Source organism: Marinococcus luteus, assembly GCF_900106595.1.
GTDB lineage: Bacteria > Bacillota > Bacilli > Bacillales > Marinococcaceae > Marinococcus > Marinococcus luteus.
On record NZ_FNNC01000007.1, the window covers coordinates 23,698 to 36,978 of the forward strand.

At 48.0% G+C, this 13,281-nt stretch carries 15 protein-coding genes; 9 read left to right on the top strand and 6 right to left on the bottom strand.

Annotation, left to right across the window (positions count from 1 at the left end):
• Nucleotides 1–19: 19 nt before the first annotated feature.
• The 7 genes from BLV22_RS13245 (at nt 20) to BLV22_RS13275 (ending at nt 6,730) form a co-directional block, all read left to right on the top strand.
• Nucleotides 20–721, top strand: a complete 702-nt coding sequence (locus BLV22_RS13245) for a PepSY domain-containing protein (protein WP_091616325.1) — start codon at nt 20–22, stop codon at nt 719–721.
• 162 nt (nt 722–883) lie between these two features.
• Nucleotides 884–1,483 (top strand): PepSY domain-containing protein, encoded by a 600-nt coding sequence (locus tag BLV22_RS13250; protein ID WP_091616328.1) that lies wholly within the window; start codon nt 884–886, stop codon nt 1,481–1,483.
• A gap of 47 nt (nt 1,484–1,530) precedes the next feature.
• Nucleotides 1,531–2,148: a redoxin domain-containing protein gene (locus BLV22_RS13255; RefSeq protein ID WP_091616330.1), complete on the top strand. Its 618-nt coding sequence runs from the start codon at nt 1,531–1,533 to the stop codon at nt 2,146–2,148.
• Nucleotides 2,149–2,566: 418 nt separating this feature from the next.
• Entirely contained in the window at nt 2,567–2,962 is a 396-nt protein-coding gene (nrdI, locus tag BLV22_RS13260) for a class Ib ribonucleoside-diphosphate reductase assembly flavoprotein NrdI (protein WP_079475518.1), read from the top strand.
• Between the two features lie 4 nt (nt 2,963–2,966).
• Nucleotides 2,967–5,021, top strand: coding sequence for a class 1b ribonucleoside-diphosphate reductase subunit alpha (nrdE, locus tag BLV22_RS13265; RefSeq protein ID WP_091616660.1), 2,055 nt, complete (start codon nt 2,967–2,969; stop codon nt 5,019–5,021).
• Nucleotides 5,022–5,039: 18 nt separating this feature from the next.
• A complete protein-coding gene (gene nrdF, locus BLV22_RS13270) occupies nt 5,040–6,011 on the top strand; it encodes a class 1b ribonucleoside-diphosphate reductase subunit beta (protein ID WP_091616332.1) in 972 nt (323 codons plus the stop codon).
• A gap of 95 nt (nt 6,012–6,106) precedes the next feature.
• Nucleotides 6,107–6,730 carry a hypothetical protein gene (locus BLV22_RS13275; RefSeq protein ID WP_091616334.1) on the top strand — a complete coding sequence of 208 codons (624 nt, stop codon included), beginning with the start codon at nt 6,107–6,109 and terminating at the stop codon, nt 6,728–6,730.
• A 40-nt stretch (nt 6,731–6,770) separates the two neighbouring features.
• On the opposite strand, the gene BLV22_RS13280 is transcribed toward BLV22_RS13275, so the two are convergent.
• Together BLV22_RS13280 and BLV22_RS13285 are read right to left on the bottom strand one after the other, a co-directional pair.
• Nucleotides 6,771–7,121 (bottom strand): carboxymuconolactone decarboxylase family protein, encoded by a 351-nt coding sequence (locus BLV22_RS13280; protein WP_022793909.1) that lies wholly within the window; start codon nt 7,119–7,121, stop codon nt 6,771–6,773.
• A gap of 113 nt (nt 7,122–7,234) precedes the next feature.
• Nucleotides 7,235–7,561 (bottom strand): thioredoxin family protein, encoded by a 327-nt coding sequence (locus BLV22_RS13285; protein ID WP_091616337.1) that lies wholly within the window; start codon nt 7,559–7,561, stop codon nt 7,235–7,237.
• Between the two features lie 162 nt (nt 7,562–7,723).
• Between BLV22_RS13285 and BLV22_RS13290 the strand changes: the two genes are divergently transcribed.
• A complete protein-coding gene (locus BLV22_RS13290; protein ID WP_091616340.1) occupies nt 7,724–8,134 on the top strand; it encodes a hypothetical protein in 411 nt (136 codons plus the stop codon).
• 284 nt (nt 8,135–8,418) lie between these two features.
• Here BLV22_RS13290 and BLV22_RS13295 read toward each other — a convergent pair whose 3' ends face one another.
• The 3 genes from BLV22_RS13295 to ilvD all read right to left on the bottom strand — a co-directional run bounded on the left by BLV22_RS13295 (nt 8,419) and on the right by ilvD (nt 11,355).
• A complete protein-coding gene (locus tag BLV22_RS13295; RefSeq protein WP_091616343.1) occupies nt 8,419–8,823 on the bottom strand; it encodes a disulfide oxidoreductase in 405 nt (134 codons plus the stop codon).
• A gap of 5 nt (nt 8,824–8,828) precedes the next feature.
• A complete protein-coding gene (locus BLV22_RS13300; protein WP_091616345.1) occupies nt 8,829–9,515 on the bottom strand; it encodes a DsbA family protein in 687 nt (228 codons plus the stop codon).
• A 145-nt stretch (nt 9,516–9,660) separates the two neighbouring features.
• The gene (ilvD, locus tag BLV22_RS13305; protein ID WP_091616348.1) at nt 9,661–11,355 is read right to left on the bottom strand and encodes a dihydroxy-acid dehydratase; all 1,695 of its coding nucleotides are present in this window, start codon (nt 11,353–11,355) and stop codon (nt 9,661–9,663) included.
• Between the two features lie 302 nt (nt 11,356–11,657).
• Between ilvD and BLV22_RS13310 the strand changes: the two genes are divergently transcribed.
• Entirely contained in the window at nt 11,658–11,858 is a 201-nt protein-coding gene (locus BLV22_RS13310; RefSeq protein WP_091616351.1) for a hypothetical protein, read from the top strand.
• 62 nt (nt 11,859–11,920) lie between these two features.
• Here BLV22_RS13310 and thpD read toward each other — a convergent pair whose 3' ends face one another.
• Nucleotides 11,921–12,859 (bottom strand): ectoine hydroxylase, encoded by a 939-nt coding sequence (gene thpD / locus BLV22_RS13315; RefSeq protein ID WP_091616352.1) that lies wholly within the window; start codon nt 12,857–12,859, stop codon nt 11,921–11,923.
• Between the last annotated feature and the right edge of the window lie 422 nt (nt 12,860–13,281).

The following is a 13,281-nucleotide window of genomic DNA, read 5'->3' on the forward strand; positions in this document are numbered from 1 at the left end:
GGGAGAGAGGGGGCCTGCGTTGAAAAATTTCATCTTTCTGTGTATGCTGCTGATCGTCATCATAGCGGCAGCTCTTGGAGTATGGCGGTTTTCTCCGTATTTCACCCCGGAAATGTCTTCAGAGGAAATTGAACAGGCTGTGCAGGAACAGTATCAGGGGGACATCACGCGTGTGGAAAAACAAAACGGCACCTACGAGGTGATGACGGAGCTTGACCGGGGAACGTACCAGTTGCAGGTGGATGCTGAAGACGGAGCGGTCACGGGCGTGACGCGGGTAGCCGGCAATAGCACAAATGATACAGAAGCTTTAACAGAAGAGGAAGCACGCGCCCGGGCAGAAGAAGAAACCGGGTTTTCCATTGAAGAAATCGGCCGGGAAACACGGGAAGGTACGGCCGTGTACGTAGTGGAATTTGCAGAAGACGAAGCGCTGGAAGAAATGACTATCGATGCCAGGTCAGGAGATGTTTTAGAGGAAAAAGAACAGGAAGACAGCGGTGACCGCGAAGAAAGACGCCAGACAGTGCTTAGCGAACAAGAAGCTGCAGCTGTGGCGCAGGAAGAAGTGAACGGGGAAGTGGATGATGTTGATTTTGAAACGTCAGACGCCGGGGAGCCCTTTTACTACGTGGAGCTTGAACAAAATGATGACGACGAAGCTACGGTTCAGGTGCACGGCATCACCGGAGAAATATTGTCAGTCACCTGGGATGATTAAACGGCAGAAGCTGCCTGGATGATTCCGGGTGGCTTTTTTTGTTTCTTTGCTTTTTATATGCCGTTCATGTATTTCTCATTAATTTCTCATTTCCTTATAGGAATATTCTCATGTCGGGCCTTTATAGTAAAGATGTAACAACAAATAAAGGGGGAAATGACCATGAAAGGGAAAGTGCTTGCAAGCAGTCTGGCGGGTGTCACGGCGCTTGGTGCAGTTATTGGTGCAGGAGCCTACACGACCATGAATGGGGGCGTGGAGGCAGAAACCTCTTCAAACAAAGCTTCAGAAGAAACAGCCGCAGAAAGTAACGAAAACAACGGCAGCTCTGGTGAGGAAAAAATTACTGCCGATGAAGCCGTGCTGATTGCTGAGGAAGAAACAGGCGGCAAAGCGGTGGAACTGGAGCTTGATATGAAAGAACAGAAGTACGAGGTAGAGCTTGAAGGCGAACAGGAATACGATGTTGAAGTAGGCGCGTTCTCCGGGAATTTAACCGAATGGGAAACCGACGATGATAAAGATGATGAAGAGGCGCTGATCCAGGACGGGGACAGCGTTAGTTTAGAAGATGTTGTGGGCTCGGGGATGGGTGATGTGTCCGGAGAGCTGAACGAATGGGAGCTCGACCGTGAAGAGAACGGATACGACCTGTCGGTGGAAACGAATGAACAGGAAGGCGATTTCTTCATAAATGATGCAGAAGGTACGATCGCTTCCAGGGATATTGAAGACGATGATGAAGATAATGACGACGATTAAAAACTAAGAAAAGCAGACGATTGGGAGCCGAAAGGAGTCTTGCAGGGATGGCACTACTGAGGGAAAAGGTGCTGAATTCACAGCTGCACCGGGCAAAAAACATCTTATGGAACGAATGGCATCAGGAGAAAAGGCCGGGAGCCTGCCCAGGGCTTAGAATAGGCGAAAAAGCACCGGCATTCTCACTTCCCGGCATGGACGGAGAGAACGTTACGTTAAATCAGCTGCTCCTTCAGGGGCCGGTAGTGCTTCTGTTCTGCTTTGGCGGCTGGATACATGCGGAAGCAGAACGGCTGCGAAGCTACCAGGAGGCCTCCCCGCTGCTGCGGCAGATGGGTGCCCAGGTAGTAGTAGCTGCCAGTGAGCAGCTACCCGCGCTTCAGGAAGAACTGAAGCATACGTCTTTTACAGGAAAAGTGCTTGCAGATACAAATGCTGTGGCAGCCTCCTGGTATAATGCGTGCATCTCCTGCCGGGACTATCTGCTTCAGGACGTCCCGGAGGTTAAAGCAGCCCTGCGCAATACCGGATATCACTCGTATTGCCCCGCAGACGTAACATATGTCATCGACCAGGACGGTACCGTGGCAGTTTCTGTCTGGGAAGCCGCCCGTCCGGATCCCTACTGGATCGTCAACGAGCTTATTCAATTGAAAGAAAGATAAAACCCCGCCTGAAAAGGTGATGAAATATGGAGAAGCAGCCGGTGTAAGCGCGGGCTGTTTTTGTTTGGGGTCACGCTGAAAGTATCAAGAATTTACCGAAAATTATCCCCCCGTAAATAGAGTGCTGAAATAAATGTATGTCTGTATGTAGTAGTGCAGACGCTGCCGGCTTTTATAAACGACTAGATATAGAAGCAGGTCTTACTTACTGAATTTTTTTCTGTCAGAAAATGTGCACAATTCCAGGGGTAGAATAGCGGAGTATAAGGAAGTATAGCAGAGGTTTTAATTGTCAAGAGGATGAAACGAAAAATATCTATATCATGTATGTTGAAAAAGAAGATTACACCATATATAGTAGTGGTATAAGAATGATGTACACACGTTCGTACATTTTAGAAATTAAGGAGGGGATTCGATGATACCGATCATTTTTGATTCTATGACGGGCAACGTGAAGCGTTTTGCGGAAAAAATCCCGTTTGACCGGGTGTACAGTCTGAATGAAGCGGAACAAATCGATGAACCATTTATCCTTATCACCTATACGAAGGGCTTTGGGAATATTCCAGAGTCCACAGAGGCATTTCTCGAAGATCATGCAGAGCAGCTTCTTGCTGTGGCATCGAGCGGAAACAAAGTATGGGGAGACAATTTTGCCAAAAGCGCCAATCAGATTGCAGTTAACTACAACGTTCCTATACTCCATAAATTCGAACTGAGCGGAACAAAAAACGATGTGTCCATTTTCGCAGAGGAGGCGATGAAAGTTGCAACAAACACAAACCACCGACTGGATCCAGTTAAACAATGAAATCATGTTTCAAAAGGATGGGTCCTTTCAATTTGAAAAAGACAAAGAAGCCGTTTATCAATACTTCATCCAATACGTCAATCAGCACACTGTTTTCTTTCACGATCTGAGAGAAAAGCTCAACTACCTGCTCGAAAATGACTTTTATGAAAAAGAATTCCTCGAGGCGTATTCATTTGAAGAAATTGAGCGCGTCTACAACCTGTGTTATGAAAAGAAATTCCGTTTTCCGTCATTCATGAGCGCGTTTAAATTTTACAATGATTATGCGTTAAAAACCAATGATCAGAAAATGATCCTTGAGCGCTTTGAAGACCGGGTGGCTGTGGTGGCCCTTTATTTCGGCAATGGAAACGCAGAGAAAGCCGAGCAGTTTGCGGAAATGATGATGAGCCAGGATTATCAGCCGAGCACCCCGACGTTCCTGAATGCCGGCAGAAAACGGCGCGGAGAATTAGTCAGCTGCTTCCTGCTTGAAGTAAACGACTCTTTAAATGATATCTCCCGGGCTGTTGATATTTCCATGCAGCTGTCCAAGGTAGGCGGCGGTGTATCGCTGAACTTATCGAAGCTTAGGGCGAAAGGCGAAGCCATTAAAGATGTGGAAAACGCGACAAAAGGCGTCGTCGGCGTAATGAAGCTGCTCGACAACGCGTTTCGTTATGCAGACCAGATGGGGCAGCGCCAGGGCTCCGGGGCGGCGTATTTAAACATTTTCCACCGGGATATTCACGACTTCCTGGATTCAAAGAAAATTTCAGCCGATGAAGATGTGCGTGTTAAAACGTTATCGATCGGGGTTGTGATTCCGGATAAATTCGTTGAACTTGCCCGTCAGGATAAAGACATGTACCTGTTCTATCCGCATACGGTTTACCGGGCCTACGGCGAACATCTCGATGAAATGGATATGAGCGAAATGTACGACAAGCTCGTCGAGGACGACCGCGTGAAAAAAGACAAAGTCAACGCCCGCCGCATGCTTGAAAAGCTGGCGATTCTCCGGTCGGAATCCGGGTATCCGTACTTGATGTTCCAGGATAACGTTAACCGGGCGCATGCGCTGAATAATGTGTCCAAAGTGAAATTTTCCAATCTTTGCTCTGAAGTACTTCAGGCGTCTGAGGTATCAAGCTATACAGATTATGGTGAGGAAGATGAAGTCGGACTCGATATTTCCTGCAACCTCGGTTCGTTGAACATTGCCAATGTTATGAAGCACAAAACGATCAAGGATACAGTGAAGCTCGCCACCGATTCTCTGACCCACGTAGCAACGCATACCAATATTACGAATGCTCCGGCTGTGCGCCGCGGCAACCAGATGATGAAATCGATCGGTCTCGGAGCGATGAACCTGCACGGCTTTCTGGCCCAGAACCATATTGCCTACGAAAGCGAGGAAGCACGGGAATTCGCTGATTTCTTCTTTATGGCTGTGAACTTCTATTCCATCCAGCGTTCGATGGAGCTTGCAAAAGAGACAGGAGAAACGTTCTACGGCTTTGAAGGATCCAGCTATGCTGACGGCTCCTACTTTGATAAATATCTGAACCGTTCCTACCTTCCGTCCTCGGCTAAAATTGCAGACCTGTTTGAAGGCATGGCTATACCGGATGCCGAAGACTGGAAAGAGCTGATGGAGCAGGTGCAGACGCACGGATTGTTCCACAGCTACCGCCTGGCGATTGCGCCGACCGGCTCCATTTCCTACGTACAGTCGGCAACTGCTTCTGTTATGCCGATCATGGAGCGCATTGAAGAACGGACGTACGGAAACTCGAAAACGTATTACCCAATGCCTGGCCTCGCGCCGGATAATTGGTTCTACTACAAAGCGGCGTATGACATGGACATGTTCAACGTTGTGGATATGATCGCATCTATCCAGGAACACATCGATCAGGGCATCAGCTTTACGCTGTTTGTACGTGACACCATCACCACAAGAGATCTGAACCGAATTGATCTCTATGCCCATCATAAAGGTATCAAGACGATTTATTATGCGCGGACAAAAGACACAGGACAGGACGACTGCCTCTCCTGCGTCGTGTAAAGAAAGGAGCACCATCCCATGAATCAAATATTTGACGCAGCCGACTGGTCAAAACAAGAAGACGACTTTACGCAGATGTTTTACAGCCAGAACGTAAAACAGTTTTGGCTTCCAGAGGAAATATCACTCAACGGGGATCTGCTCACCTGGAAATATTTATCTGATGAGGAAAAAGACACGTATATGAAAGTGCTCGCCGGTTTGACCCTGCTCGATACAGAGCAGGGAAATGTCGGCATGCCAAAGGTTGCTGAGCAGGTGGAAGGCCACCAGCGCAAAGCAGTATTAAACTTTATGGCAATGATGGAAAACGCCGTGCACGCGAAATCCTATTCGAACATTTTCATGACACTTGCTTCTACAGAAGTGATTAATGAGCTGTTTGAATGGGTGAAGGAAAACCCGCACCTGCAGAAAAAAGCTACCCGTATTGTAGAGCAGTACAATAAAATTGAGGACGGGGACGAAATTTCCCTGTACAAAGCCATGGTAGCTTCTGTTTACCTTGAGAGCTTTCTGTTCTACAGCGGCTTTTATTATCCGCTTTATTTCTACGGTCAGGGCAAGCTCATGCAGAGCGGGGAGATCATTAATCTGATTATCCGCGACGAAGCGATCCACGGCGTATACGTCGGTCTTCTGGCACAGGAAATTTACAAGCGTCAGACACCGGAAAAGCAGGAAGAGCTGCGGGAATTTGCCCACGACCTGCTCATGGAGCTGTATGACAATGAACTTCTTTACACCGAGCAGCTTTATGATCCGGTAGGATTGACCTCTGATGTGAAAAAGTTCCTTCGGTACAATGCGAACAAAGCATTGATGAACTTAGGTCTGGATGCGTATTTTGAAGAGGAAGAAATTAACCCGATTGTATTAAACGGCATGGATACGAAAACAAAATCCCATGATTTCTTCTCAATGAAAGGAAACGGCTACAAAAAAGCAACGGTGGAGCCGGTCCGGGACGAAGATTTCATTTTCGATTAATAAAAAGCCGGGCCTGCGCCTGGCTTTTTTAATGTGTATTTAAAAAAGTTTCGCTATAATAAAGTACAGACGAACATCACAAAGAGGTGAACAATATGGGTAAAATGGATGAAATGATTGTAGTAGCACCAAGAGAGCAGGTATTTGCACGCGAAGCCCGGACATTTCACGGGGTGCAGGACGAGCAGGTCCAAATTCAGGAAATTATCGGAACGATTGCGGATACATATACGGAAAAAAGAAGGGGAGATGCCGAAGAAGATCCTTCCTGGAAACAGCCGATTCCCTATGTGGTTATCCGCAGGGGAGAAGAATTATTCGCATACGAACGACTTGCAGGCGGAGGAGAAGGAAGGCTGCATAACAAATTGTCCCTCGGATTTGGAGGGCATATGAATGCTGAATCAGGCGTCTCGACATTTCAGGAGCTGCTGCATACAAATGCCGACCGTGAGCTTGAAGAGGAACTGTATATTTCTTCACTGGAAGGCGCAGAGATGCAGGCGTTGGGACTGATTAATGATGACAATAACGCTGTCGGTGAAGTACATCTCGGCATTTTGTATACTTTTATCCTTCCGGAGCACGTGGACGTGCATGTGAAGGAAACGGAGCAGATTCGCGGCTTCTGGACGAGCGTGGATGAGCTTTCCCGGCCGGAGACCTATGAACGGCTCGAGACATGGTCTCAATTTGTTGTAGATATCCTGGATAAATAAACGAGAAGCTGTTTCCTTTACCCGGAAACAGCTTCTTATTTTACTTATCGTTTAACTGCTGGAGGGCATCCAGACCTATCGTTACTGCCTCACTCATGGATTCGCCGCCGCCAAAGGCTGCTGCTACGCCCATATATTCTTTGATTTCATCCTCCGAGCATCCATGATGGAGACACTGGTCCATATGATAAACAATGCACGTAGTATCGCCCTGATGAACGCCAATAGCCAGTGCTGTCAGATGCTTCTGAGCGGTCGAAACCTCTCCGCTTTCAAAGGCACTCGACGTAAAGCGATTGTAATTTTTTGCGATTTCCTGATATGATTCACTGAACTGCTCTATGCCGCGGCGGTATTCGCTTAATATTTCTTTGGCATCAATAACTGCCATAATGTTCACTCCTTTTTAGTATGCTGAAGGGAACATTCCCGGTTCTGACATTTTCAAACAAAGTATGGCTGCCCATGAAGATTAAAAATCTGCCGGAATCCGGCAGATTTTCTTTAGTAATATTTGGAGAAAAAGTCACTTACCTGACCCGGGGTTTTAGCGTCGGCGCTGTGCAGGTGGCCGATTTTTTCCCCATTCTGGAATACAAGAATACTCGGTATTCCCATTACTTCCTGTTCGCTTGTAATGTCTGGAAGCTGTTCGGTGTCAATTTTATGAAATGGAACGCTGTCAAAGCGGTTCAGTACATCGTCTATAAACATATCGAGTCTCCGGCAGTCCGGACACCATCCCGCTGAAAATTCTACTGCCACCGGTGCTTCTGTTTGTATTGTCTCTTCAAAAGAGTCTTTGGATTCAATGCGATTATTCGTAGTCATTACTCATTCGCTCCTTTCTTACTGTTCTCTATTGTAACAAAGGCATAATGATGTGCAAAAAAATGATAAGAATAATGTTTCAACTGGAAATACCTGTTAGAATAAACATACACATACTTAGAAGAAACTTATTCATTTTTTGCGGGAGGAGGGGGCTGTGTAATGCGGCTTTTCAACAATATAACAGCAGGTGCAGCGGCAGGGGTGCTGCTGCTTGCATCTGCCTGTGGAAGCGATGCAGAAGGAGCAGAACAATGGATCACGGAGCTTGAAAGCAATGGACTCTCTATGCAGGAGACAGAAGAAAACCCTGCGGCCCCGGTATCAATGAATCATGGAAGCGAGATGTGGGAGGAAGACAGCACGAATACAAAAGTATCGGTTTATGAATTCGATTCCCGGGATGCGGCTGTACAGGCAGAAGAACAGTTTCAGCAGGAAGTGACTGAAAACGGGGGATGGGAAAATATTTCCTACCGCACGGCCGTTTCAGGATCAATGTTTTTATGCGCCTACAATGAAGATTCCTACGCTTTTTCAGCATTCATGGATAAAGTATCACTTCCGTCTTAACAAGAATACGAAACGCCGGTGCTGCCTTTTTGAACTGATCCCCGTCAAGTAGACAATGAAAATAAGTAAAGATCTTAAGCGGCTTGATTCCGGTGATCTATGAATGCCTCAGCGATCACAAAAATCATCCACACTCTCCGTCCGTTGGTGAAAGGCGTGAATCACCGCTATTTTCTGCTCGTTCGTATATCTAGGTAAGACATAATAAATATTCCCCTCTAAGCAGCACAGATGATTTATTTCATCTTTCTGCTTAAAGGGGAGCATATCATGAGGGCATGTGACTATTTTTTGCGTACAGCGATAAAGAAAAGAGCGATGGAAATAATCAAAAATGCAGTGAAGGAAAGAAGAGGGATAGTAATAAACCCAAACCATTGCGCTGATTGATCGGAACAGGAAACCGCACCGGTGCATTCCGTGGCCTGCTGCAGCACCGGAAGCTTTTGGTACAGGTAATGGTAGCCTGCAAGCAGCATGCCGGGAACAGCAAGAGGGAGTGCATACCATATGACCTGCCGCTCCCCGCGGAAGACAGCCACGCCTAAAATAACTGCGAGCGGGTACATAAGAATGCGCTGATACCAGCAAAGCTCGCACGGCGTATAGCCTAAAATTTCGCTGAACGCTAAGCTGCCGAGCGTAGCGGTAATGGCCATCAGCCAGGCCGCACTTAACCAACGATCCATAGGCGTTACTCCCCTGCCTCTTCTTCAATCATATCGAGCAGTTCCTGATAGCTGTCACCTTCAAACAATTCTCCGTTCACAAATACGGAAGGGGTGCTGTTGACTCCAAGATCCTCTGCCATGGAACGGTCATTCTCCACGTTTTCTTCATAGGCGCCGTTTTCAAAAGCCTCGACCACTGTCGTTACTTCCTCCTCGGAAGCTGTCGTCTGCAGCAGTTCCGTTAAACGTTCCTGATTAAAGTAATCGCCGCCTTCGTTCTGCGGCTGGTTGGCGAAAAGGGTATCATGAAAGCTCCAGAAGGCTTCGTCCCCGAGTTCGCCGTAAACGTCTTCACTGAATTCTGCCGCTGTGGTGGAATCTTCACTTAAAAATGGGTAATGAACGTAATGGAAAGCGGCATCGCCGGATTCGATAAACTGGGATTCGATTTCAGGAACGACCGATTCATGAAAATCTTTACACGCGGGGCATTTATAGTCCCCAAATTCAACAACTGTGACCGGGGCATCCTCGTCCCCTTTAAGCGGCTGGCCGCTTGTATCAATACTTTCTCCATTGCCACCGCCGGAATCATTACTGCTGCCGCCGCTGAAATTTCCGACAAGAATGATAGCGAGCAAAATCACAGCTATAACGGCTACAATGGCTGCGAATGTACGGCCGGAACTCGGCCTTGGTTTTTTGGACATGGGAAACTCCTTTCGTGCCTGTACTATGTATCAAACGTAGCGATCAGTACCTTCATAATTTACCATAAATTGCTGGAAACTCAAGAGCCCGCAAAAAACTGCTGAAAAGAAAGAGAACTGCCTAAAAAGGCAGCTCCCGTAGAATTTATAAATCTGCGTCTGTAACGGCTCCTTTAGCACTTGAAGAAACTAGTTTAGCGTATTTGGCAAGAGCTCCGCGTTTTTCCGGAAGATCCGGTGCCTGCCAGGCATTCCGGCGTTTTTCAAACTCTTCATCGGAAATGTGGAGGTTGATCTCCTGCGTGTCGCTGTCAATGGAGAGGGTGTCCCCGTTCTCAAGCAGGCCGATCGGGCCGCCAACGCTTGCCTCAGGTGCTACGTGACCGATAACGAAACCGTGCGAGCCGCCGGAAAAACGTCCGTCGGTCATAAGAGCTACTTTACCGCCGAGTCCGCGGCCGACGATCATGGAAGTAACAGACAGCATCTCCGGCATGCCCGGACCGCCCTGTGGGCCGACGTAACGGATGACAAGCACGTCTCCTTCGACGATGTCCCCGTCCATGATGGCTTTTGTTGCTGATTCTTCGCTGTTAAAGACCTTTACCGTGCCTTCGAACCGGCTGATTTTCTGGCCGGACAGCTTGATAACAGAGCCTTCCGGAGCGACGTTTCCTTTTAATACAACGAGAGGACCGGTCTTTTTAAACGGTTCAGCCACAGGGCGGATGATTTCCTGCCCCTCTTTCAGGGAAGGCACAGCCTCAAGGTTTTCCGCAAGCGTCTTACTCGTTACCGTAAGACAGTCACCGTGCAGCAGTCCTTCCTCGTGGAGAAGCTTCATGACTGCCGGCACGCCGCCGATTTCATAGAGATCCTGCATGACGTATTTGCCGCTCGGTTTCAGGTCGGCAATATGAGGCACATTCTGGCGGACACGTTCAAAATCGTCATAAGACAGGTCGACGTCTGCCGAGTGGGCAATCGCAAGAAGGTGTAAAAACGCGTTGGTGGAACCACCGAGTGCCATGACAACCGTAATGGCATTTTCAAATGCTTTTTTCGTCATAATATCTTTTGGAAGAATGTTATTTTCAAGCAGCTCGATGGTTAATTCTCCGGCCTGCCTGCATTCGGTTTCTTTGTATTCGTAAATCGCAGGCGTGGAGGAAGAACCGGGAATGCTCATGCCAAGCGCTTCTACGGCAGCAGCCATCGTGTTGGCTGTGTACATGCCGCCACATGCACCCGCACCCGGGCAAGCGTTGCACTCCACCTGATGAAGCTCTTCGTCACTGATCTGGCCGGTCTGGTGCTGGCCGACAGCCTCGAAGGACGAAACAATATCAATGTCTTTGCCGTTTAGTTTACCTGGCTGAATAGTGCCGCCGTAAACGTATACGGAGGGAATATTCATGCGGGCCAGAGAAATGACGCAGCCCGGCGTTGTTTTATCACAGCCGCCGATCGCGACGACCCCGTCGAGACGCTCTGCATTGGTGACGGTCTCGATCGAGTCTGCAATAATTTCACGGCTTGGAAGGGAGTAATGCATGCCTTCATGTCCCATAGCGATTCCGTCAGATACGGTAATCGTGTTGAAAATAAGCGGCGCGCCCCCATTGGTGGATGCTCCCTGCTTTGCGTGGCGTGCAAGATTGTCGATATGTACGTTACACGGAGTAACCTCGCTCCACGTACTTGCAATGCCGATCATCGGTTTTTTAAAGTCGTCGTCTGTAAAGCCGACGGCACGAAGCATGGCCCGGTTTGGGGCCCGGTTGGCTCCCTCGCTGATGGCTTTACTGCGGTTTCGTAAATCTTTTTCTGTTTTTCCCATCGCTATGACCCTCTCTCATGAAGTTTCGTCGCAGACAATGTGCATGACGATTCGCGTGCTCTATACGCAGCACGGGTAATTTTCTCTGCATATACAAATGTCTATCTAACAAGGACTATTCACTATCATACTAGGAATAGATGATTGTTTCAACGTAACAGCGGCAGTGAATAAAAGTTATTTCTGACAAATGAAAAAATTAGTGTGGAAGATAACTTTACAGAGAGATGGGAAAGAATGGAGAAGTTTATTATGATATAGATAACCTATCTCTACTCAGGAGAAAAAATGGAGGGATAACGATGAAGGAACCAATTATATGGGCTGTGGCGATGTTGGTTGCGTTTCTCGCTCTGTTTTTAACGGGGACTCTGCAGCTGCAGGGGCTCGAAAGTGTTATTATTCAAATGATTGGTTTCAGCGGCATGGTATTTGCGATTTTGTACAGTGTACTACTGACACAGAAATCAAATGATGAAAAGGATCAGGCATTCAAACGGTGAGTGAAGACCGACATTATAATGAAAAAAGCATCCGGGTAGAAAAACCGGATGCTTTTTGTGTCTTATTTTGCAGAAGTGGAAGTTCTGTGTGAAAGACGATCCGAACTTGGCTGGATAGCGGAGGTGTCCTGGCGGTTGGCCAGAAATTCCGGGCGCGGCTCCTGGCCGCTGAACGGATCCACGAGCTTGTTTTCCACCGAGTTGAAGACGAAGAAGACGTTGCTGCGCGGGTACGGCGAGATGTTGCCGGCCGAACCGTGCATCGTGTTGCAGTCAAAGAAGAGCACCGAGCCCGCCGGGCCGGTCGCGCGGTCAATCTGGCCGCCGGCCTGCTCCGTGAGCCATTCCATGCTTTCGTTGTCCGGCACGCCGGTCTCCTGCTTTTTGAGCGACTGCTTGAAGTTGTCCTCCGGCGTGGTGCCCGGGCAGGACACGTACCATTTCTGCGAGCCGGGGATCAGCATGAGCGGGCCGTTGAACTCGTAGTTGTCCGTGAGGATGATCGAGCAGCTGAGCGCCCGCATGTCCGGCATGCCGTCCTCCATGTGCCAGGTTTCAAAATCCGAATGCCAGTAGAACTCCTTACCTTTAAAGCCTGGCTTAAAGTTTATCCGGGACTGCATCATGTAGACCTGGCTGCCGAGAATCTGCTGGGCGGCTTTGACAATGCGTTCGTTTTTGGCGAGCATTTCAAAGAACCCGCTGTCCTTATGGATTTCAAAGACGGAGCGGACTTCGTTGCTGTTCGGCTCCTTGATCACGTCGGGCGCGTCGCGCTCTTCGTTGCGCTTCATCGTTTCGCTGAGTTCGCGCTTCATCATCTCAACTTCCTCATCGGTAAACAGCTTCTGGAGCATGAGGTAGCCGTTCTCGTCGTAAAAGTCCAGTTCCTTCTGCTGCAACGGGCCATCATAGCCGGCGCTTCCGTGTACTACCGGATCCTTCCGGTCCATGATTTCCTTATGATCGCCTTGTCTGGATGGATATTTATCGACTGCCATTGTTCCAAATACCTCCTTTATATTTTAACCAAGGATTAAATCCTCAGTCAGTCAGACACATTCCCGGGTTAAAAAGGAATAAACATTGGAAACGAAAAATTTCAAATAATTAAATAAACTGGAAAAGTTCTAACCCGGATATGATGCGTACTGGACTCATATTAAAAAAAATTTAATTTTTTTAAGCGTTAACATAACCTCTGAATCACTTAGTATATATTTAAATACTTCCTTTGTTGCCGGGAGATTTGGCGTTGGCTTTCACCTTTTAGGAAGGATCGGAGGTGGAACATTGAAGCATCACTACAGATATGAACTGCTCCCTTTGCTTTTGAATGCATCCGTACGCCTGAGCAGGTATTAACGGCTTCTTCCGGCGGTTAAAAGCAAAATGTAACTTTCCAACCTGGAGGGTTTCCGCT